Origin of the sequence: Corynebacterium falsenii (assembly GCF_020099275.1) — a bacterium.
Lineage (GTDB): Bacteria > Actinomycetota > Actinomycetes > Mycobacteriales > Mycobacteriaceae > Corynebacterium > Corynebacterium falsenii.
This window is the reverse complement of sequence record NZ_CP083646.1, coordinates 1812641-1835670: the sequence shown is the minus strand read 5'-3', so window position 1 is coordinate 1835670 and position 23030 is coordinate 1812641. Positions and strand designations below refer to the sequence as shown.

The 23030-nt window shown below is 61.5% G+C and carries 16 protein-coding genes; 8 read left to right on the top strand and 8 right to left on the bottom strand.

Translation table 11 applies throughout. The annotated features are described in order from the left end of the window. Nucleotides 1-60 precede the first annotated feature (60 nt). Entirely contained in the window at nt 61-984 is a 924-nt protein-coding gene (gene dapF, locus LA343_RS08080; protein WP_052337656.1) for a diaminopimelate epimerase, read from the top strand. A gap of 32 nt (nt 985-1016) precedes the next feature. On the opposite strand, the gene LA343_RS08075 is transcribed toward dapF, so the two are convergent. Then, entirely contained in the window at nt 1017-1841 is an 825-nt protein-coding gene (locus LA343_RS08075) for a hypothetical protein (RefSeq protein ID WP_025402824.1), read from the bottom strand. Nucleotides 1842-1912: 71 nt separating this feature from the next. On the opposite strand from LA343_RS08075, the gene hflX reads away from it, so the two are divergent. Continuing rightward, the gene (hflX, locus tag LA343_RS08070; protein WP_025402823.1) at nt 1913-3418 is read left to right on the top strand and encodes a GTPase HflX; all 1506 of its coding nucleotides are present in this window, start codon (nt 1913-1915) and stop codon (nt 3416-3418) included. A gap of 24 nt (nt 3419-3442) precedes the next feature. Next, entirely contained in the window at nt 3443-4792 is a 1350-nt protein-coding gene (locus LA343_RS08065; protein WP_025402822.1) for a uracil-xanthine permease family protein, read from the top strand. A gap of 32 nt (nt 4793-4824) precedes the next feature. On the opposite strand, the gene LA343_RS08060 is transcribed toward LA343_RS08065, so the two are convergent. Both LA343_RS08060 and lexA read right to left on the bottom strand, forming a co-directional pair. Further along, nucleotides 4825-5679 carry a DeoR/GlpR family DNA-binding transcription regulator gene (locus tag LA343_RS08060; protein ID WP_025402821.1) on the bottom strand — a complete coding sequence of 285 codons (855 nt, stop codon included), beginning with the start codon at nt 5677-5679 and terminating at the stop codon, nt 4825-4827. Nucleotides 5680-5864: 185 nt separating this feature from the next. Then, nucleotides 5865-6656, bottom strand: a complete 792-nt coding sequence (gene lexA / locus LA343_RS08055; RefSeq protein ID WP_039911423.1) for a transcriptional repressor LexA — start codon at nt 6654-6656, stop codon at nt 5865-5867. A 668-nt stretch (nt 6657-7324) separates the two neighbouring features. Between lexA and LA343_RS08050 the strand changes: the two genes are divergently transcribed. Together LA343_RS08050 and nrdR are read left to right on the top strand one after the other, a co-directional pair. Beyond that, on the top strand, nt 7325-7633 hold the full coding sequence (locus LA343_RS08050) for a hypothetical protein (protein WP_144084490.1): 309 nt from the start codon (nt 7325-7327) through the stop codon (nt 7631-7633). An 85-nt stretch (nt 7634-7718) separates the two neighbouring features. Next, a complete protein-coding gene (gene nrdR / locus LA343_RS08045) occupies nt 7719-8246 on the top strand; it encodes a transcriptional regulator NrdR (RefSeq protein ID WP_025402820.1) in 528 nt (175 codons plus the stop codon). 16 nt (nt 8247-8262) lie between these two features. Here nrdR and hrpA read toward each other — a convergent pair whose 3' ends face one another. Next, nucleotides 8263-12345, bottom strand: coding sequence for an ATP-dependent RNA helicase HrpA (gene hrpA, locus LA343_RS08040; RefSeq protein WP_025402819.1), 4083 nt, complete (start codon nt 12343-12345; stop codon nt 8263-8265). A 198-nt stretch (nt 12346-12543) separates the two neighbouring features. Between hrpA and LA343_RS08035 the strand changes: the two genes are divergently transcribed. Continuing rightward, nucleotides 12544-14547: a neutral/alkaline non-lysosomal ceramidase N-terminal domain-containing protein gene (locus LA343_RS08035; protein WP_025402818.1), complete on the top strand. Its 2004-nt coding sequence runs from the start codon at nt 12544-12546 to the stop codon at nt 14545-14547. 281 nt (nt 14548-14828) lie between these two features. After that, the gene (locus LA343_RS08030; RefSeq protein ID WP_025402817.1) at nt 14829-15800 is read left to right on the top strand and encodes a hydrogen peroxide-inducible genes activator; all 972 of its coding nucleotides are present in this window, start codon (nt 14829-14831) and stop codon (nt 15798-15800) included. A 32-nt stretch (nt 15801-15832) separates the two neighbouring features. Here the strand turns inward: LA343_RS08030 and LA343_RS08025 are convergent, their stop codons facing one another. Then, complete coding sequence (locus LA343_RS08025) at nt 15833-18388, bottom strand: DEAD/DEAH box helicase (protein WP_025402816.1); 2556 nt, start codon at nt 18386-18388, stop codon at nt 15833-15835. Nucleotides 18389-18392: 4 nt separating this feature from the next. Then, nucleotides 18393-19496, bottom strand: a complete 1104-nt coding sequence (locus LA343_RS08020; RefSeq protein WP_025402815.1) for a PAC2 family protein — start codon at nt 19494-19496, stop codon at nt 18393-18395. On the opposite strand from LA343_RS08020, the gene LA343_RS08015 reads away from it, so the two are divergent. After that, a complete protein-coding gene (locus LA343_RS08015; protein ID WP_081737320.1) occupies nt 19475-21175 on the top strand; it encodes a DUF4192 domain-containing protein in 1701 nt (566 codons plus the stop codon). The genes LA343_RS08020 and LA343_RS08015 overlap by 22 nt on opposite strands. Here LA343_RS08015 and galE read toward each other — a convergent pair. Both galE and LA343_RS08005 read right to left on the bottom strand, forming a co-directional pair. After that, entirely contained in the window at nt 21132-22163 is a 1032-nt protein-coding gene (gene galE / locus LA343_RS08010) for a UDP-glucose 4-epimerase GalE (protein WP_052337554.1), read from the bottom strand. The two genes, LA343_RS08015 and galE, sit on opposite strands and share 44 nt — an antisense overlap. Nucleotides 22164-22217: 54 nt before the next feature. Continuing rightward, nucleotides 22218-22940: an iron-dependent transcriptional repressor DtxR gene (locus LA343_RS08005; RefSeq protein WP_025402812.1), complete on the bottom strand. Its 723-nt coding sequence runs from the start codon at nt 22938-22940 to the stop codon at nt 22218-22220. Nucleotides 22941-23030: the final 90 nt, after the last annotated feature.

The following is a 23030-nucleotide window of genomic DNA, read 5'->3' as shown; positions in this document are numbered from 1 at the left end:
GGGGAGTAAGGCACGCGGGGGAACGGTGAGCGATGCACGGGGATGTCTAGGATGGAGGCCATGACTGACACTGGGCTGAACACTGGGCTGAACACAGCGTTTATCAAGGCACACGGCACCGAGAATGACTTTGTGGTGCTTGTCGATCCGCGCGCTCAACTGGATCTCACCGAAGACCGGGTACGCGCGATCGCTAACCGCCGCGCAGGCATCGGCGGCGACGGCGTCATCCGCGTAGCCACCGCCGAGACTCTCCTTGCAGCCGGGGTTTTGGAGGAGCTGCCCGAGGGCGTGAACCCCGAGGAGTGGTTCATGGATTACCGCAACGCGGACGGCTCCGTGGCCGAGATGTGCGGCAATGGCGTGCGGGTGTTCGCGCACGTTCTCGTGGCCGAATCCCTCGTCACCGGCGGCTCCGCCGAGACCGGGCCGACGGACTCTGACCCTCTAGTCTTCGGCGTGGGTACCCGTGCGGGCCGCAAGGAGGTTCGGGTCTTCCACGCCGATGCCACTTCTGCAGACGTGCAGGTGGACATGGGCGCACCGGAGGTGCTGGGCCTGTCCACCGCGTTCGCCGGCGATATGAAGGTCGCGGGACTAGCAGTGGACATGGGCAACCCACACCTCGCCGCCGTGGTGCCGGGGCTCGATGCCCAGACGCTCGATACCCTGCCTGTCGCCGAGGAGGTGCGTTGGGATCCGGAGTTCTTCCCCGCTGGGGTGAACCTCGAAGTCGTGACCCCAATCAACGATGGGGCTGTTCACATGCGCGTGCACGAGCGCGGTGTGGGCGAGACCCGCTCGTGCGGCACGGGCACCGTGGCCGCTGCGGTCGCCGCCCTCGCCGACGCCAACCAGGCCGCCGGTACCGTGCGGGTCAATGTTCCTGGAGGAACGGTCGAAGTAGAGGTGGGCGAGGGCTTCTCCACCCTCCGGGGCCCATCTACAATCGTGGCGCGGGGCACCACCAACCTCGTGAACTAGGGCGTTGCAGACTGCACTAGGTCGTTCCAGCCCTAGTGGCCGCCGCAGCCGCAGCTACCACTGCCGCAACCACCCGGGCTGCACCCCGGTGCGGCCATTGTGGTGGCGGTGAACTGCACAAGACCGTCGAGGATGAGGGGCGAATCGAGTGTCACCCACTCAGCCGAGGAATCGCTCAGCTTCGCCACGATGTCCTCGGGCAGCCCCTCCAACGCACTGTCATCGACAACAACGGTAAAGTCGAACGGCTGCTGCACGGTGAACGCCCAGAACGTCTGGCCCGTCAAAGAGTTGACTCGCCGCGACACTAGCGTCGTCTCCACCGCGATGCGCGCCGCAGCGTGCGGAGCCTTCGCACCTGAATTGATATCGGTCATGCCGAGCGAATCCACCACGCCGAGCTTCGAGCCACCTGCGGTGGCGAAATCTGCTGCATTGGCGTGTACCCGCAGATCACTGGCGAGCGCCGAGAGCTCCACTTGCTGGTATTCGAGCGTTTCGGCGTCGAACAACAAAGGACCCTGAGCAACGGTGGCCGCGACGGAAGCGACTACCGGGGCGGACTGACCGCTGGTCTGCAGTGCGGGGGAGTCGGCGACGATATCGATGACGCCCACGACGTCGTTGACCATGGATAGGTGGCCGGTGGTTCCCACGCCGCCGAAGAAACTGGCGAAAGCCCCGTAGGGCTCCACGGCGAGGATGACGAGGCGGGCGCCGGAAGGATCGTCGAACTGGAGGACCTGGCCGTCGCGGACCTCGCCGGAGACGGTCAGGGCACCGGTGGCGTGAGCGGCCTCCAAAGCGTCCTGCCACCTGGGGTAATTCAAACCAACGCTGGTGAGTTCAGGAATCATGACTACCACTCTAACGCCGCATGCACCGTGGCTAGCTTTTGTGCAGGTGAGGGTGTAGAAATTGATAGGTAATGACAGATTTTTCGCAACATAACTTTACTGAGCGCGACGCTGCTAACAGCGACGACTACTACAGCGACGACTACTACGACGCCGTGCACGGCGCCAACCAGAACCCCCGCCACGACCCCACGGTCGGCGAGCTCGACCTCGAAGCCCGCAGCAGCCTCCGCCGTCTGACGAGGGGTGTGAGCTCCTACACCGACGAGCAATCAGACGGCTACGACGTTGAGTACCGAAAGCTACGCCTCGAAAAGGTCGTGCTTGTCGGCGTGTGGACCGAGGGCACGGTCGCACAGATCGAGGCGCGCCTCGAAGAGCTCGCAGCGCTCGCCGAAACGGCCGGCTCCGACATCGTGGACATGCTCTACCAACGCCGCGACAAGCCAGATGCCGGAACGTACATCGGCCGCGGCAAGGTCGAGGAGCTGAAATCCATCGTGGCCGAAACCGGTGCGGATACCGTGATCTGCGACGGTGAACTCAGCCCCGGCCAGATGATTGCGCTGGAAAAGGCGCTCAACGTCAAGGTCATCGACCGCACCATGCTCATCCTGGATATCTTCGCCCAACATGCGAAGTCCAAAGAAGGTAAGGCACAGGTGGCGCTGGCCCAGATGGAATACCTCATCACGCGCGTGCGTGGTTGGGGTGGGGCGCTGTCTCGGCAGGCCGGTGGCCGTGCCGGATCTAACGGTGGCGTGGGCCTGCGTGGTCCCGGTGAAACGAAAATCGAGGCCGATCGCCGAAGGCTGCGCTCCGAGATGGCGAAGTTGCGCAAAGAAATTGCCGGGATGAAGACCTCCCGCGACATCAAGCGTGAACGGCGCGACCGAGCCGCGATCCCGCAGGTGGCCATCGCAGGCTACACAAATGCCGGCAAGTCCAGCCTTATCAATGCGCTCACGGGCGCCGGTGTGCTGGTTGAAGATGCGCTGTTCGCCACGCTGGACCCCACGACCCGGCGGGCCAGCTTGGCCGATGGGCGCACCGTGGTGTTCTCCGACACCGTGGGGTTCGTTCGGCACTTGCCCACGCAGCTAGTCGAGGCGTTCCGTTCGACGTTGGAGGAAGTGCTCGCCGCCGATGTGGTGCTGCACGTGGTCGATGGCTCCGATCCGTTCCCGCTGGAGCAGATTCAGGCGGTGAACAAGGTCATCAATGAGATTGTCGAGGAAACGGGCCGCCCGGCCCCGCCCGAGATCATGGTGGTCAACAAGATCGACAAGGCTGATCCGCTGGTCCTCGCCGAGCTTCGGGCCGCGATCGACGACGTTGTTTTCGTCTCGGCGCACACAGGCGAGGGGATCAAAGAGCTCGAGGCGCGCCTCGAGGTATTCCTGAACACCCTGGACAAGCAGGTCACCTTGCACGTGCCGTTCGACCGCGGCGACGTGGTGGCCCGGCTCCACGAACTCGGCACTGTGCTGGACGAGCAATACGACGAACAAGGCACCCGCGTGGAGGTGCGGGTTCCTGCCGCGGTCGCGAACGAGCTGGCGAGCTTCGAGGTCTGACCTGCCCTGGGCTAAGCTACGCCCATGACGCAGAGGAACATCGCGGGGAACTCCGCGAGGAACATCGAACAGCACGAACACCGCGGCCGCTTCTTTGGCTGGGATGTGCACGGCGATGGCAAGACCATCGCCCACGGCCAGGTAGTCACCCCGGAGCAGCGGCTGAGTTGGCCACGCACCATCGGCATCGGCATGCAGCACGTTATCGCCATGTTCGGTGCCACGTTGCTGGTGCCCATGATCACCGGGTTTCCCACGAACACCACGTTGTTGTTCTCTGGCATCGGAACCATCCTGTTCCTGCTGGTCACCCGAAATCGCCTGCCTTCCTATCTGGGCAGCTCTTTCGCGTTTATCGCGCCGTTGACGGCCACGCAGGCGCAGGGCATGGGCGCTCAGCTGGGCGGCATCATTTGCGCGGGTGCGCTTCTGGTTCTCATCGGCGTGATCGTCTCCATCGCTGGTCGCCGGGTGCTGGACGCCGTCATGCCGCCCGCAGTCACCGGCGCCATCGTGGCTCTCATCGGCCTGAACCTAGCCCCGACGGCAACGAAGAACTTCCAGGAGCAACCCCTCATCGCCTTCGTCACGCTCGTGGCGATCGCCGTGATCACCGTGGCGGGTCGGGGCATGGTCGCCCGGTTGGGCATCCTCCTAGGTGTTGTGGTCGGTTGGGTGTTCGCTGCGCTCACGGGTGGGGTCGACGACGCCGCCAAGCAAGCCATTGCCGATTCGGCATGGATCGGACTGCCCACGTTCCACAGCCCGGAGTTTTCGACGTCCGCGATCCTGATCACGCTGCCTGTGGTTGTTGTCTTGGTGGCGGAAAACGTGGGGCATGTGAAGGCCGTGGCGACGATGACGCAGCGCAACCTTGACGATCTGGCAGGCCGGGCGCTGATGGCTGACGGTGCATCGACGATGCTGGCCGGTAGCTTCGGCGGATCGGGTACCACGACCTACGCGGAGAACATCGGTGTGATGGCAGCGACGAAGGTCTATTCTTCCGCCGCGTATTGGGTGGCGGCCTTTACCGCCATTGTGCTGGCCTTTGTTCCAAAGTTCGGGGCGATCATCTTGACGATTCCGGTGGGCGTGCTTGGTGGCGCAACGATGGTGCTGTACGGCATGATTGGCCTGCTGGGCGTACGTATCTGGCAGGACAATAACGTTCAGCTGACGAACCCGGTGAACCTGACGGCAGCCTCCGTGGCCATCATTGCTGGTATTGGCAACCTGACCTTGACCGTGGGCTCTGTGTCCCTGGAGGGTATTGCGTGGGGTTCGGTGGGCATCATTGTGGGATACCCGATTCTCAAGTGGCTGTATAACACCGTGGGTGAGGCTAGCAAGGACCCGATGCTGCGGAGCTAGCTCGGGGGGCCAACGTGCGGCTCAAGGGCGGTTTAGCTCGCGGCGGTTTCGGTGCTGGTGGAGTTTGCCGACTTGCCTGTGTCTAGGGGGTCGGCGAAGACGACCTGGATTCCTTGGTCCTCCAGGGCGTGAACGTAGCCTTCCGGCGCTGCTTGGTCGGTGACGACGTGGCTGAGGTCATCGAGGGTGGCGAAGCTGACGAGGTAGTCGAGGCCGAATTTGGTGGAGTCACAGAGGGCGACGACGTGGTCAGCGTTGGTTACCATGGCGCGCTTGATCGCACCTTCTTGGGCATCCGGGGTCGATAGTCCGTGATCCATCGTGAGCGCGTTTGTTCCGACGAAGGCGACGTCTGCGTGGAGAACGCCGAGGTAGCGGGTGGCGATGTCGCCAACGATGGCTTGCGATAGGGGGCGGACGTGACCGCCGATGAGTTGAACCTCGCAGCGTGGGGAATCCGCCAGGGTGGTGGCGATCGTGAGCGAATTGGTCACGATGTTGAGCTTTGGCGCCATGAGGTCAGGGTCTTGGGTGCTGTTGGCTTCTGCGATGGCGCGGGCGAGCATGCCGGTGGTGGTGCCTGCGTCGAAGAATACGGTGCTCCCATCGGGCGGGAGCACTTTGAGAGCCGCTTTCCCGATGGCGCGTTTCGCGGCGAGGGAGGACTTCGACCTAGTTTCCAACGTGGTGAAGTCTGTGCGGTAGTTGTGCGCGGGAACCGCTCCACCGTGGACTCGGTATAGTTCGCCTTCACGATCGAGGATGGCGAGATCCCTGCGGATAGTTTCAGCCGTGACGCCGAACTTCTCGGCCAGCTCCACCACCGTGACGCGACCGTGGACGGCGGCCAGGGATGAGATTTGCCTACGGCGCTCGGCTGAATTCACGGACTAAACACTCCACAATGGCTGGATCGAACAAGGACCGGACTTATTCTAACGCGATCAGGGGAGCCTAATGCCCGCAGCAAGGGGCTTCATGTCCGAATCTCACCCCATGCGGGGCTATGATTGCGGGGTCGTCGCACGTCGACCCCGCCGGGGCGTCGTCGTGCCCCGTGGCGCGCTGTGCGCTAAATCTTGCGCAGGACCGCAGCCACCTTACCGAGGATTTGTGCGTCTTCGGCCGGGATGGGTTCGAAAAGCTCGTTGTGGGGAACCAACCACAGCCCCTGAGAATCTTTCTGGAATTCCTTGACGGTGGCTTCGCCATCGATCATGGCGGCAACAAAGTCGCCGAACTCAGCCACGGCCTGAGAACGCACGACAACGAAGTCGCCATTCAGAATGCCCGCATCTTGCATCGAATCGCCGACGACCTGCAGCAGGAAGAGCTCGCCGTTACCAACCAGCTCGGCCGGAAGGGGGAAGTGAGCCTCGACATTCTGCTCGGCAAGGATCGGGTTGCCTGCGGCAATCTGACCCACGACCGGCACATACGTTGCCGGTGGCAGCTCCGCACCGTCATCGAGCTGAGCGCGCTGAGCAGGCTTGGAGACCTGACGCCCAGGCTTGGGGCGGGCTGCGATGTCCTCATCGCTACCGGAGTAGGAGCGGACGTCAACCGCGCGAGGACGCTTCTCCTCACGCCGGAGGTACCCCTTCGCCTCGAGCTGGTTGAGGTGGTACGACACAGACGACGTGGAGTGAAGCCCCACGGCATCGCCAATCTCGCGAATGCTTGGCGGGTAGCCACGCAGCACCGTGGAATCCTGGATGACTTCGAGGATGCGGCGCTGACGGTCGGTGAGTCGGCTCTTCTTGCCGGCACGGGCTGCGGCTCGGTCGGCTTCCTTCTCGGCCTCGGACTTCTTCGGCCGGCCTGGGCGCCGACGGGGAGGTGTCTTTTCTGTGTCGGATGGGATTGGAGCGAGTGGGTTGGGCTGGGTGCTGGTCTCGTTCGTCTTGTCAGTGCTCACTGTTCTTCGTGGTCCTTGTCGTCGCTTGTGTGGGTTGGTTGAGGGTCGATTAGTTGAGGTCGTGGGCTCACGTGACGTGCAACGGTCTGGTGGTCGGTTCCTGTGCGGGACGTGTGTGCTTCGTCCGGCTAGTGACCTCAGCCTACATGATCGTTGCGACAATGTTGACCAACACGTTCGAAAAAATTGAAAAACTGTTGATTGAAACCGAACGGGTGTGCTAGATTCATGTTCGAAAGAAGATTAGAACAGAACATCTAAAAAGATGCTCGTTTCGGTTCCGCTGTCCACCCTGGATGTTTAACTAGCGTAGCAAGTTGAAACGGCAAGCAGCGTGGATGCGAACCCGATTGAGTTAAGGGAATGCGAGCAATCCCGTCAGTGTTGAAGTGCATCACCACCCAATGAAATTTAAGGACATCGCAATGAATAACCTCACGATCAACGCCAAAACCGCTAACTTCTCGAATGGCTCGGAGGCCGCCCGGAGGGGTGTCGTTCCTCCGTCTCGCACCAATCGAGGAGCGGTGCCACGTGTTCCCAGCGTGGTGAAGCCACGGTGGGAAGATGTTGGTAGCAGTAGTGAATCGAACACGCGAGGCAGTGGTAAGGTCGTGAACCCCTCCCGCGCCTCACTGCAGCGATCAGAGCGTATTCGAAAGAACCCGCAGTGGTCGTTCGATAGGGGAACGCGGTCGCGACTGAGCTACCGGGCTCGCTCCATCGCTCAATCCCCTGGAGCTGTGCTCGTAGCCACGCTCACCGTTGTACTAAGCCTGGGGCTGAGCCCTCTCGTTCTCGACGATCTTCCCGAGGGGCCGAGCCAGGTCGTGAGCTCCACGGCGGGCTCGGCACAGGGCGACGCAGCGCAACACGTTCCCGCTGCGGGCGACGGCGCCAATAGTTCGGCCCCACGGCAGTAGGTCACGAGTGGAAGGACTCGCACCGCCCGGAACACCAGACAATGAGCGGATTCGGGAAACCCACAATTCGCTATAACATGGAGACGTGTTGTGCCCTTCATGTAGCTCCGATTCCTCTCGCGTTGTTGACTCGCGCACTGTAGAACAAGGCGTTTCGATTCGCCGCCGTAGGGAATGCAGCCAATGCCATACCCGCTTCACCACCATCGAACGATCCGTTCTTCTCGTGACAAAGCGCAATGGAGTCACCGAAGAATTCAGTCGTGACAAGGTGATTAAGGGCGTGCGACGCGCCTGCCAGGGGCGAGAAGTATCTGACGATGCCCTCAAGAGGCTTGCTCACGAAGTAGAGCAGTCGATCCGTGTGCAGCACGGATCGCAGGTTCAAGCCAATCAGATCGGCCTAGCGATCCTAGACCCGCTCCGGAAGCTCGATGAGGTTGCGTACTTGCGCTTCGCCTCCGTCTATAAGTCCTTTAACTGTGCCGAGGACTTCGAGCAGGAAATTGAATCCCTTCGCGCGCATCGAGCTCACAGGGCTCTACAGAACGCCGCCGAACAGGTGGCTCCACCACAGGACGTACAGGACGAACAGAACGCAGAGAGCAACTGAGCTGGCAAACCGGCTGCTAGCCGCGAGCGCTCAGAGCCTTATCGAGCTGCTTGCGGATGCGTTGCAGAGACACAGACTGTGCCGTGCCCAAGTTCTGGGCGAACAAGCTCACCCGGAACTCCTCGATCATCCACCGAACCTTCTTCATCTGGGGAGAGGCCTGCCTATTTTGCGGAAGCTTGCGCAACGTCGCCTCATACATCTGCTCAGCCTCACGAACTTGGTCGTCCAAGTCCGCTTCCTTATCGGGATCGGACGACATCAGCTCCAGCCGCGCTTGCATCGCAGCAACATACCGGGGAACATGCCGCATTGCCGCCATTCCATTGCGCGCAATCGCATGTGGACCTAGATAGAAATCCAACTGCTTTCGCATGTCATCGATGGCGTCGCCAGTCCACGACGCTAACTCGGCGCGCATATCGGCCACAGCGAGCACAGCCGGAGCCACAGCCACCACATACTGACGCACCTTGCCTGGCCCCTCAGAACGCGCGGCCTCGATCATGTCGTCGCAGCGATCCGGATCCTTAATGACCGGCCCCTTTGCAATCAACATGTCGCGACACACCACAGCAACAATGTCCTCAATCAACCCCCCGGGGCCATTGGGAAGTGAATCCATCGCCACCCGCTGGCGCAGCGAAAGACCCTTCACCATCTGGTTGGCGTTCACCGAGCACGCCCTCGTCATGAGAGTCAGTACTGCCTTGAACTGTTGTGCGTCAGCTGCCTGCTTCGTGGGGAAGGCCTTCAGCACCACGGACGATTTCTCTAGGACGATCGCAGGGAAGGTGTGGACAGTCTGTCCGTCAATGACCGTCTCGACCGTATCCGGCACCACGCCGATACCTTCAGATGTCCATGAATCGCTGCGGGCCAGGACACCACCCAAGCCACTGCCGCCGGACGCATCGCCGCGGCCCGAGCTGTCCTTGCCACCAGAGGAACCTCGCGAGCCGCCCTGTGCGGGCCGAGTGCCTTGCTCGCCCCCTGCACCCCGTGAGTAGCGCTTGCCGCGTCCACCGGAGCCGCCCTGCCCACCATGCATGGAAGCATCGGATGGACTGGGGCCTGCACCCAACGCTCCGGATCGAGCTGTCGCCTGCGCAATAGCCTGCGTGACCTGGCCCGATAGACGATTCTGCAGTGCCGCGAGATCCCTATCCTTATCAACGACCTTGCCACGCCGATCGATCGCCGCAAACTGCATACGCAGGTGGTTCGGAACCTTCGACCAATCGAAATCGGACGGGGAAATGCCCGAACCACCCAGCATCCGCAATGCGTCGGCGAGCGCGAGATCAAATGCGCCCTCGTAGGGAACCATCTTTTCCAAGGCCTTGCGCGCGAAGTCAGAAGCGGGAACAACGCTGGTGCGCAACGGCTTAGGCAACGAGCGGATGAGCGCCACTGCGAGCTCTTCACGCATGCCTGACACGAGCCACTGGGTCGCCTGTCCATCAACATTCGCAAGCAAGGGCAGGGGAACTCGCATGGTAATGCCGTCGTCGGCATCACCAGGCAGGAAGACGTAGCTGAGGTCGAACTCCAGGCTGCCCTGGCGCCACACGTCGGGAAACTCCTCGGCCGCAGCCGCGCCCTCCGCGCTGCTAATGAGCGCGTCGAGGGAGAAGTTTAGCTTCTCCGGATCCTTGTGACGAGCCTTCTTCCACCACGAATCGAAGTGACGCGCGGAGACAATTGATTCGGGCAGGCGGGCGTCATAGAAGTCGAACAGCGTTTGGTCGTCGACGATAATGTCCCGGCGACGGGCCTTATCCTCCAACTGCTCGGCCTCGGCGAGAAGCTTCTGATTGTCGTGAAAGAAATGATGACGAGTCTTCCAGTCGCCCTCCACGAGCGCATGGCGAATGAACAGTTCTCGCGCCAGCTCCTTATCGACACGGGAAGCGTTGACCGTCCTGCCTGCCACGAGGGTCAACCCCAGCAACAACGCCTTCTCGTCCACCACAGCGGCACCACGCTTGCTCGACCATCGCGGTTCCGAATAGGTGTACTTCACCATGTGTGGAGCCTCGGCCTCCACCCAGGACGGATCGATGGGACCGACCGTGCGGGCGAAGACCTGGGACGTCTCCACGAGTTCTGCAGCCATCACCCACTGAGGCGGCTTCTTGGCTACATACGACGACGGATGAACGACGAAATGTGTATTACGGGTGCCCGTAAATTGCCTACTAGACCCCTCGCGCATGCCGACGTGGGTGAGCAGACCGGTGAGGATGGCTTTGTGCACCTGATCCTCATCGATGGAATCGGGTTCGAAGACCAGCTCGCGGACGTGCGGAATATTGGGGATCTTCCACGAGAGATCTTGAATCGTCGTGAGCAACTGGCGCACCAAATCCATCCACTCGCGAACGCGCATGTAGTGGATGAATTCATCACGGCACAGCTTCCGGAACTGATTACCGCTGAGCTGCCGGCGCTGCTCTTGCAGGTAGTTCCACAGCTTTAACACACTGATGAAATCCGAGTTTGCAGCGAACCGAGCATGCATCTCATCAGCCTGTTGCTGCTTTTCCAACGGTCGCTCGCGAACATCTTGGATGGACAACGCCGCAACAATCACGGCGATCTGTTCCACCACGTTATTGCGGTGACCTGCCTCCAGCATGCGCGCCAGCCGAGGATCAGTGGGAATCCGGGATAGATCCTTGCCCACTGGAGTGAGGGCCGCTTCCTTGTCAGGGGTGAGGGCGCCGAGCTCTTGCAGCAGCATCACACCGTCGCGGATGGATTTGCGGTCAGGCGCCTGGAGGAAGGGGAAGTCCTCAATATCCCCGAGCCCCAGGGCGGCCATGGCCAGAATGACGCTGGCCAGGTGAGTGCGCAAGATTTCCGGATCGGTGAACTCCGGGCGTGCCGCAAAGTTCTCTTCCGAGTACAACCGGATCGCAATGCCATCAGCGATACGCCCTGAACGGCCGCTGCGCTGCTTTGCAGAAGCCTGACTGATCTCCTCCACCGGAAGCCGCTGCACCTTCGTGCGGTGCGAATACCGGCTGATGCGTGCATAGCCCGTGTCCACCACATAGTGAATACCGGGAACCGTCAGAGACGTCTCGGCGATGTTCGTGGCCAGGACGATTCGACGCTTGGGTCCGGGGTTAAACACCCGGTGCTGTTCCGCATTCGACAACCGACCGAACAGTGGCAGGATATCGACCTGGGAGCGCCCGCGCCCTCGGAACTCAGATTCCAGAGCATCGGCCGCGTCTCGGATTTCGCGCTCACCCGAGAAGAAGCACAGGATATCGCCATCGCCCGCCCGCATGAGCTCCCGGCACGCGGAGACCAAACCATCGAGCGGATCAATCTCAGTGCGAACGATGTCGCCGGTGGCCTCGTCTTCCCGCTCGGTGACTAAAGGCCGGTAACGAATCTCCACCGGATATGTGCGCCCAGACACCTCGATAATGGGCGCCGGTTTGCCGTCCGCATCTGCAAAATGCTTCGCGAAGCTCTCCGGGTCGATCGTCGCGGACGTGATGATCACCTTGAGATCCGGGCGTTTCGGTAGCAAACGCTTCAAAAAGCCCAGGAGGAAGTCAATATTGAGGCTTCTCTCGTGCGCCTCGTCGACAATGATCGTGTCGTAAGCACGCAACAACCGGTCGCGCTGGATCTCGTTAAGAAGCACGCCATCGGTCATCAGCTTCACGGCGGTGTTCTTCGACACCGTGTCATCAAAACGGATCTTGTAGCCCACCACGGAGGATGGATCGCCAATCGGAGAGCCCAGCTCCTCAGCTATGCGCTCGGCCACGCTGCGGGCGGCAATCCTACGAGGCTGTGTGTGGCCAATGACCTGCGAGCGCCCCCGGCCGAGGTCGAGGCACATCTTCGGGATCTGGGTGGTCTTACCTGAACCCGTTTCACCGGCGATGATCACCACCTGGTTGTTCTCGATCGCCTCCATGATGTCCGCGCGGCGATCGGAGACCGGGAGATCCGGATACGTCACCGGGGGAATGGAGCGCTCCGGAGCAACGCGGCGCTGCTCCATGGACTGACCACGGGAACGGGAGCGGCGTCCGCCACGACGGCGACGGTGGGACGGGTTAGTAGACATCACTTATGGAAGTTTAACAACCCGAAAAAATCGTTAACGCCACCAACCTGATTAGTTTTTGCCAATATAACAATCTACGGGCCGTTGGTGCCCGCGAAGGTACGAAGTCTGAAATGAGATCCTGAGAAAAGATCCTGAAAAGAGATCACTGTGAATACAACACACCGGACTATTAGCCGTAGAAACTTTTTCGCCGGGATGGCAGCCGTCTCCGGAACCGTGATCTGGGCGACGAGCGGGGCCGGCCTGGTGGCGTCGGCGGAAGAAAGGCCCACTACCAACCAGGGGAGCGGGCAGCTTCTCGTCGGCCGAGCGATGGCGGATATCACCGGCGAACCCTGGGGCGCCGGGATGTTCGGTTATGCGGTGGGGGATCAAACCTCCGTGGGTATCCAGCGCAGGCAATACGCTCGAGCGTTTATCTTCGCTGCGGCGGACGATCCGGCCAGCGCTGTGGTCCACGTGACGCTCGATGTTGGATTGATGTTCCAATCCATCCACCTAGAAGTCCTCCGCAGGCTGCGCGGGATATTCGGTGATCGGTACGGCCAGCACAATGTGCTGCTCCACGCCACGCACACACATGTGGCTCCCGGAGGAACTTCGCAACACCTCATGGTCGATATCACCCACGGAGGGTTCCGCCCACGCACCTTCGAAGCGACCGTAGCCGGAACTGTGGATGCCATCGTGCGGGCCCACGGCGACCTGTCGCCGGCGGAGGTCGTGGTCACCGAAAACACCGTGGAAGATGCCGGCCGTAACCGCTCCAAGCAGTCCTTCGATCGCAACCCGCCGGAGGACAGGGCTGCACTGCCCGGTGGCGTGGACAACCGATGCGTCACCCTCCATGTCTCCAAGAACGGCACGGATGTGGGCCTGATCAGCTGGTACTCGATCCACCCCACAAGCTTCGGACCGGAATACCGCCACATCTCTGGCGACAACAAGGGGTATGCCGCGTGGGCGACCGAGCAGAGCAGGGGAGTCAACCACCGCGAACCCGATCACGCCCCATTCGTGGCCGCGTTCGCCAACTCCACCCCTGGAGACATCACTCCCAACCACGGGCTCGTGCCGGGAAGTGGCCCCGGTGCCACCGACAATGAATCCGCACGGATCTTGGGCGAGCGGATGATGGCTCCCGCAACCAACCCCAGCGGAGGGCGGAACCTCGGCGGACTCATCGATGGAGTGTTCCAGTGGGTCGACTGCCCCAATCTCACAGCAGACGCGCGGTTCACCCCGGATGGCAAGCAGCATCGGCTAGGGCCTGCGATCCTCGGGGCGGCATTCGCGGCCTCCTCGCAAGAAGACGGCGGTGGCGTGTCGGAACTGCACCTCAACGAAGGGGAGCGGGGCGGCAACCCATGGATCGCCGAGGCCAATAAGGTGCTGGTGCCACCAGAGGTCATGGAGGTCCACCGCCCCAAAGACAACCTGCTGCCCATGGGCTACATCCCAGGAATGATCCAGCAGACGCACCCATTCTTCATCCACCGCATCGGAGGGCTCGTGTTGGCCAGCCTCGGATTCGAGCCCACCATCACCTCGGGGCTGCGGATCAGGCGCACCATCTCGGAGGCGCTGGGAGTACCCATGAACGCCATCGTTGTGCAGGGATACACAAACTCCTACGGTCACTACATCACCACGCCCGAAGAATACGAGGCGCAAAATTACGAAGGTGGTGCCACCATCTTCGGCACGTATCAACTCCCCGCCTTCCAAGGGGTGTTCGACCGGTTGGCAACAGCACTCAAGGATGGGCGAAAGATGGATCCGGGAAGCCCTGCCGGTGACCTCACGGGGTTGATCCCGAACGCTCCGGGAGGCTACACGTGGGTCGATATTCCGCCGTTGGGTAAGCGGTTCGGCGATATTCTCCGGGCGCCACAAGAGGTCGCCGCCGGGCAGCAGGTCTCCGTGGAGGTCGTGGGTGCCAACCCGAACAATAACCTGCGCCATGGTGCCGGATACCTCACTATCGAGGATGCCAGCGGAGTGATCATTGCCGACGATTCCAGTGAATCCACACTATTGACCTTTAGCAATTCTTTTGGCACCACGACGGTGACTATTGATTGGTCCACAATTGGAGTGAAACCCGGTCGTTACACAATCAGGTATCGCGGTGACGCAAAGGGGGCATTCGGGCCGTTAAGACCGTTCGAATCGGTCATTGAGATCCCCGTGCACTAGCCACAACCCCCGTGCACTAGCCGCATGGGCTGGCGCTAAGAATCCGCTAACGCACCGCCATTGGCTGGGTTACGTCTGCTAGAGCAGCGGCGGGCCCGATGATCGCACTCGACTTACGTCGCCTGCGTTGCCGCGTTCGGTATCACGCCGCCATTGCATAGCGAACACAGCGGCACAACAGTGACCTAGAAAACATTTCTTGGACACCGAAACAGAGAATCCCTTTCTAAAATTGAGGGTGTGCTGCAACTGTGGAGGGGCACTAAGGTAAGGTGACTTTCGTGACACAAAGAGAATATCGACCAACGATTGCGCAACTCCGCACCTTTGTTACCATCGCGGAGCACGGCCACTTCGGAACGGCAGCATCCCATCTGGGTATCTCCCAGCCTTCGCTGTCCCAGGCGCTGTCTGCGCTGGAGAACGGCCTTGGCGTGCAGCTCATTGAGCGCTCGACACGCAAGGTCATCATCACCCCCGTTGGCCATAGCTTGCTGCCGTACGCGCAGTCCACCCTGGAAAGCCTTGAGCACTTCGTGACTCACGCCCGCGGCGCCACCGGTGGACTTGTGGGTTCCCTGGCCATCGGCATGATCCCCACGGTCGCTCCGTATCTCTTACCCGATTTCCTCCGCGCCGTGCCCAGCATCGCTCCCGACCTGTCGCCGCGCATCATTGAGGAAAAGACTCCGCACCTCATGGATGGCCTGCGGCAGGGAAAGATCGACGTCGCCGTCACCGGCATGCCTGGCGAGGGCGGCGGGCTGCAAACGGTCGATCTGTACACCGAGGAGTTCGTTCTCGTGGTCCCCAGCGGCCACCCCCTGGCCGGTCGTCGCGACCTCACTGTCGACGAGCTATCGACCGTGGATATGTTGCTTCTCGACGACGGCCACTGCCTCCGCGACCAAGTCCTCGACCTGTGCCGACACGTGGACATGGCTAACGATCCGCGGTACTCCGTGACTCGCGCGGCCAGCTTGTCCACCGTCATCCAGCTCGTAGCTGCAGGCCTGGGGTGCACCCTCGTGCCGCTGTCCGCGATCGGCGTGGAGTGTCAGCGCCCCGGTATCTCTCTGGCCACCTTCAGCGGTGGTGCGGTGCGTGCCGGCCGCACCATCGGCATGGCCTTCCGCACCAGCTCCACCCGCCTAGACGATTACGCCGCTCTTGGTGAGATCGTGGCGAAGTCCTTTGATGAGGTTGCCGCGCGCAGCCGCGAGGTTCTCGAGCAGCAGCTCCAGCAAGCCTAGAAGCTTTAACAGTTCTAGCAGCTCCAGCGGCTCTAGCCCGCGACGACCCGCAGCTCCGCCAGCCGCACCTCGCCGGCCTCATCGGTGGCATCCAGATCCACCACGCCCTCAAAGGCCCAGCCGTGGTCGCCCTCCGGATCGTCGAGGATTTGCCGCACCGTCCACAGCCGGGGATCGGACTCGTCCACCCCGATAATCACCATGTGAGACGAGCGGGCTTCGGCGTCGAGACCAAGATCGGCGTACTCATCGAAGTAGTCATCCATCGCTGCGGGCCAATCCGGCGGGCTCTCCAAGTAGCTGTCCAACTCGGCGAGCTCCCGCTCCTTTTCGAAGGCGAAAAGTTCCACGTGGCGGAAGAAGTGGTTGCGTACCATGCGTTTGAGTGCCCGCGGGTTGCCGGACAGCGCGTTGGTGTCCTCGACACCGTAGGCGTGCTCGCGGACCTGCTCTTCGCTGAGCGGGGCGTCTGGGTCGCCCATCATCACCCACTCGTCGATGAGCGAGGAATCCACCTGGCGAATGAGCTCTCCCAGCCACACGAGGATGTCGCTGAGCTCCTCGGTGCGGTAGGGCTCCGGAACTGAGTGCTCCAATGTGCGCCACGCATCGGTGAGGTAGCGCAGCACCACGCCCTCTGAACGGCCCAGGCCGTAGGTGGCGATGAGGTCGGAGAACGTCATCGCCTTTTCGATCATGTCCCGCACCACGGACTTCGGGCTGATTGTGAAGTCACGCGCCCAAGGATTGCCCTCCACGAACGTGTCGTAGGCGTCCTCGAGCTCCTCGGCCAGCGGCTGCGGCCACGTAATATCCTCGACGATCGCCATGCGTTCGGTGTAGTCGACACCCTCGGCCTTGAGCGCCGCGATCTCCTCACCGCGTTCGGCCTTTTGCTGCGCGACGAGGATCTGCCGCGGATCTTCCAGAACGGCCTCGAACGTGGAGATGATATCCAGCGTGTACGTCGGCGATTCGGGATCGAGCAGCTCGAGCGCTGCCAGCGCGAAGGGCGATAGCGGCTGGTTCAGCGCGAAATCCCGCTGCATCTCCTGGGCCAGCCGCGCATCCTTGCCACTGGGCGTGTCCGCAGCATATTCTTCGACGACGCCAGCATTGAGCAATCCCCGATACAGCTCGATGGTTCGCAGGATGGTCTTGTTCTGCTTGGCGCGGGTGTCGTGATTTGTCCTGATGAGGTGGCGCAGCGCCTCGAACGTCCACTGCTTGCGGGCCACGACGTTGAGCAGCATAGAGTTGCTCATGGCGAACTGGCTGACTAGTTCCTCGGGTTCTGCGGTGGTGAGGCGCTCGAACGTGGATTCGCTCCACGTGACCTGGCCGTCCGGTGCGGACTTCTTCCGAAGCTTCTTGAGCTTCTTGGGATCGCTTCCTGCGCGCTGACGCAGGCGGAAGTTCTCAATTTCGTGCTCTGGGGCTTGGATGACCACGGTGCCCTCGGAGTCGTAGCCCGCGCGGCCGGCGCGGCCGGCAATCTGGTGGAACTCGCGGGATTTGAGGATGCGGCTCTTGATGCCGTCGTACTTGGCCAGCCCGGTAAACAGCACGGTGCGGATGGGCACGTTGATTCCCACTCCGAGAGTGTCCGTGCCGCAGATGACCTTGAGCAGGCCCTGCTGTGACAGCCTTTCGACAAGGCGGCGGTACTTGGGCAGCATGCCCGCGTGGTGAATGCCGATGCCTTGACGCAACAGGCGGGAGAGCACCTTGCCGAAGGCTGATGTGAAGCGGAAATCCCCGATGCCCGTGGCGATGGCCTCTTTGTCCTCCTTGGTGACCAGCTTGATGCTGGTGAGGGCCTGGGCGCGCTCCACCGCCTCGCGCTGGCTGAAGTGGACCACGTAGATGGGAGCCTTACCATCGTGAAGGAGATCTTCCACGGTCTCGTGAATCGGGGTGTAGACGTAGTGGAAGTCAAGGGGAACCGGGCGGGTGCTGCCGGAAACGAGAGTGCTGGTGCGCCCCGTGCGCTCGTGCAGGTCGTTCTCTAGCCACGTGGTATCGCCGAGGGTGGCGCTCATGAGCAGGAATTGGGCGCGGGGAAGTTCCAAGAGGGGAACTTGCCAGGCCCAGCCGCGATCGGGTTCGGAATAGTAATGGAACTCGTCCATGACGACCTGATCGATGTCCGCATCGGCACCGTCGCGCAGGGCAATGTTGGCCACGATCTCAGCGGTCGCGCAAATGATGGGGGCGCCACCGTTGACGGTGGCATCGCCGGTCATCATGCCGACGTTTTCTGGGCCGAAGGTTTCGCACAGGGCGAAGAACTTCTCGTTGACCAGCGCCTTAATGGGGGCGGTGTAGAAGCTGCGCTGCTTGCGCGCCATGGCGATGAAGTGGGCGGCGATGGCAACCATCGACTTGCCCGAGCCCGTGGGGGTGGCGAGGATGACGTTATCCTTCGCCACAAGCGCGGTGGCGGCTTCCTCCTGGGCAGGGTAGAGGCTGATACCCCGATCGCGGGTCCAGCGGAGGAAGGACTCCAGGATGGCGTCGTCAACGAGGGACTCGGGGACCTCGTCGAGATCGGGGAGAAGTTGTGCCAGGTCTGCCGCTATGCCCACGTATCTACTCGTGCTCCTCGTGTCCGGACGGGCCGGTCTCGTCCGGGTTGTCTGTGCCTGTGTCGGTGGTGCCATCGGCGCCATCATCGGTGCCGGTGTCAGAGGCACCGGCTTCAGCACCGCTCACACCCTGCAGGAACGCCTCAAACTCAGCGCCGAGCTCATCGCCGGTGGGGATATCCTGACCGGGTTCCAGGAGGTTGTTCTCCTTGGTGCGGCGCAGGCGCTCCACCTCAGCATCGTACTGGCGCTCTAGAGCACCCACGACCGTGGCGATCTCGTGCGATTCCTCCACCTGCTCGGCAAGTTGCTGCTGCACCCGCTCCATGTCACCCTCCAGCGCACGCACGGGGATGCTGCGGTCCGCAACATCAGCGAAGGCGCTCAGCAGTGCATGGGTGGCCTCCGGGTAGTCGGAGGCAGCGATGTAGTGCGGCACGTGAGCCGTGAAACCAATCGTGTCGAAACCGTGCTTGGTCAGCGCGATCTCGGCCTCCAGCGCGGCGGCGCCGGGGATGATCATCCGGCTCGTCCAGGAGTGGTAGTCCTTCATCAGGTCGGAATCCGACGCATGAGCAGACACCACGAGGGGGCGCGTATGCGGAACCGTCATCGGGGCGGAAAACAGCGTGATAACGCGGTCCACGTTGACGCGACGCGCCAACTCCACAACAGCATCGCTAAACGCCTGCCACTTAAGATCGGGCTCTGGGCCGCTGAGCAGCAGGAACGGTCGCCCATCGGTGTCGGTCAACAGGTGCAGATCCAGCGACAGCTCTTCATGGTCAACGACCTTGGAGTTGTCGATGGTCACGCCGGGGCGCCGCGAGCGGTAATCGATGAGTTCGTCCACCTTGAACGTTGCCACGGGCTGGTTGTCCAGTGCCTGTAGTAAGTGCGTGCTGGCCTGGGAGATCGCCTGACCGGCATCCGCGTAACCATGAAGCGCAACGACCATCGGCATCTTCACCTGGGAACCTTCGGCAGAGTTTGCCGAATAATCCCCCTGAGCTGCAGCATTGAGGCCCATAGGGGTGGGGTATTCGAGTTCGTACATCCGGTTCGTGGGCCGGTCGCCGTGTCCGGATGGTTCGAAGTTATTCCACATCGTCTCGCACTCCCTTTCAGACGAAACATTGTTTGATCAGACTACCAGCCGTACCGGACAACCGAGGTTATCCACAGGCTGATAGTTATCCACAAAAACGGTCGGTTGATGCTGTCATCGAGAAGGTGTTGACCACTCCGCCCGCCATCATGTGGGGCATGACTTCATCTTCTTCATCAAGTAACCCATTCAACCCGCAGCGCCCAGCAAATATTCCGCAGTGCACAGGGGAGGAGCACTGCGCGGATAGGGCGCAGCAGATTCACTTTGGAACTGATCTCGGTGGCCTGATCGCATCAATCCCCACGCTGCTTGGGTTTCCACCCTGTGAGTCCCTCATTGCCATCGGACTCAGCCCCCGAGACATGGATTCGCCCAGTCGGTTGAAGGTGGGCCCGCTTGTGCGCATCGACATTGGAGATCCAACGATCGACGACATGGCAGACGCCATCGCAGACAATGCCTGTGCACCGACCATGGACAGCGATCTGAGCTACGGAAAAGCCGCAGTGGGACAAGTGATCCTCGTCGCTGTCGCCGCAGATAGTGACACTGCAAATCACAGCCTGCAGATCGCCCTTGACGCTCTGCATAGCAGGGGAGTCTCGACCGTCCTGGCCGTCTACACCCCAACTATTGCCACGGGGGATCCATGGATCGACGTCCTCAGTGGCGATACCGGCACTATCGGCAATGTGGAATCCAACCCCGTACGAGATATCGCGACCCTCAACCGAGCCCGGGTGATGCAGGACAGGGAGGAGATGGAGCAGTGGCTGGATAGCAGCGAGCCCCTCGCGGAACTAGCAGCCACCCAGTCGATTCTGCATCGGCTGATCCCACCGGAGACTGCTGATGTGGCCTGCGTGATTGGTGTCTCGGAGGCGCTCGGCCGGATTGAGGCGGGAGAATGCTCTGCCGAGGACATGGTTCGTGATCAGGTGGTGGTCTCACAGCTTGTCCGGGCGTGCCTTGATGCGGATCTCCACACCTACATTGTGGCGTGTTCAGCGGGGCACCACTCGGCCGCCATGAGAGATCTACTTGCCGAATGCGTGCGCCGCGGCAGCGGCCCCATCCGTCGGCGCATGATGGTCATTCTCGCACTTGTTCTCACCGTCAACGACGAGGGAACATTGGCGTTCCACACACTCGGGCGTGTTTGCGAGGAACTCCTCATGGCGGCAGCTACCGATTCCTGCCCTGATTTCGGCTGTGACGGTCAGCATGCCCGGAATCCCATTGATGCCGCTTCAATAGATATGGCCGAACTTGCCTTCGCTGCTCATCGAGCCGGCTTCGCCAAGAAGCTGATCAATCTCATCATCGCGCAGGCACTCGAGCTGATCCATCACATGAAGGTGGACCTGGAGATCATCGACGACCTTGCCACCGACTCAGACGAGCCCCCGTTCCATCGCTGCGGATTCCGCGACTTCGTCGCGATCGCGCAGAGATACGGCGACACCTCGTGGCCGGAAGCAGAGTTGCCTCATCGTGACGGCGCCCTCGTGCTCCCGGTGCTGTCGCACGAATCCTTCTGTGAGGAACTCGTCCACGACATCGCCCCAGCCGTGTGGCCTGACGTCTACACCAGGCTGCATCAAGCAGTCGACGACTTCGACTGGGAGCGCATTAACTCCGCGCTGAATGGGACCGATCTCCCAGGTCCTGCGTAAAGTTCCACGCATCTGACACGATCGTGGTGAGGTCCGAGCGGGTAGGGTTCCACCCCAGCTCCGACATTGCCTTCTCCGACGAGGCAATGAGCACCGCAGGATCACCGGCACGGCGAGGTGCTTCCTCTGCTGGGATTGGGTGCTCAGTGACGTCGCGACACGTCTCGATAACCTGGCGCACGCTGAAGCCATCGCCGCTGCCGAGGTTAAAGATGCGGTGTTCACCCGGAGTATTGGACTGCGCGGCGAGCACGTGGGCATCGGCCAAATCGCGGATGTGAATGTAATCGCGCACCGCAGACCCATCCTCGGTGGGGTAATCGGTACCGAAGATCTTGATGTTGTCTCGCTGACCCAGCGCCACCTGGAGCACGAGCGGGATGAGGTGCGTTTCCACCTTGTGGTTCTCTCCCACATTGCCGTAGGCGCCAGCCACGTTGAAGTAACGCAGGCTTGTTGCTGCCAGCCCGTACGCGTTGGCGTAGGAGGTAATGATGTTGTCGATGGCCAACTTCGACGCACCATAGGGGTTGGTGGGGCGGGTCGGCATGTCTTCGGTGATCGGCGTCTTCTCCGGTTCGCCGTAGGTGGCGGCAGTGGAGGAGAACACGAGGTTGTTCACCCCGTGCTCGTGCATGGAATCCAGCAGACCGAGGCTGGTGACCACGTTGTGGTGCCAGTACATCGAGGGCTTCTCCACGGATTCGCCGACCAGCGACCGCGCTGCGAAGTGGAACACCGCAGCGATGTCGTTGGATGCAAAGACGTCGTCGATGACATCGTTGATGTCGCCTTCCACGAAGTCTGCTCCCTCGGGCACTGCGTAGCGATTACCTGTCGACAGGTCATCGACCACGGTGACCCGGTAGCCGAGTTCCAGCAGCACGGTGGCGCAGACGCTGCCGACATAACCAGCACCGCCGGTCACCACGATGTGGCAACCGGCGGGCAGAGAAGTGGAGTCTTGGGAATTGTCGTTGTCGCTCATCACACCGTCAACGCTACCAAAAGGCGCGAAAGACGAGCGGAGCATCTCAACAAGCTAGCTGAGCACCTCCACACGGATCGCGTGCCCCAGCTCGTCTGGCAACTCGATGGTGCCGTTGTCGTTCGTCAACGAGATTCCATCGTCGGTCGTCTGCAGCGTCACCACACTGCCGGGGTTCATGTCCAAGTTGGAGAGCTTCGCCATGAGCTTGTGCTCCACCTGGATGATCTCGTTGATGCTCAGCAGGCGGACCTTCAGCGGGGACGTGGAGTCCACATCGGCCGCGCGGGTCATCGCGTTGGGATCGTCACTGGACGCATTGTTCAGGATGCGATCCCGCTCCGATGCGGGAGCTTCCTCAACAAGGGTGTCCAAGCCAGGAATCGGGTTGCCGAACGGTGACGTGGAGTAGTTGTCCAATACCTGGACCAGGCGAAGCTCAACTTCCTCGCCCATCACGTGCTCCCAGCGGCACGCCTCGTCGTGAACCTTCTCCCACGGCAGACCAATAACGTCGGTAAGAAGGCGCTCCGCCAGGCGGTGCTTGCGCATCACAGCGGTGGCCAGCGAGCGACCCTCGGGGCTGAGCTTCAGGGAACGATCACGGGCAACCGTCAGCAGGCCATCGCGCTCCATGCGAGCCACAGTCTGGCTCACGGTGGGACCGGACTGGTCGAGACGCTCGGCGATACGCGCCCGCAGCGGGGTGATGCCCTCTTCTTCTAGCTCGTAGATGGTACGAAGATACATCTCAGTTGTGTCAACGAGATCCCTCACCTGCGCAACAACCTTTCTTTACACATAAAACACTTGAAAACTAACGATACACGGCATTTTTTACCTAGTGAGGGCGGACACCACAGAGAA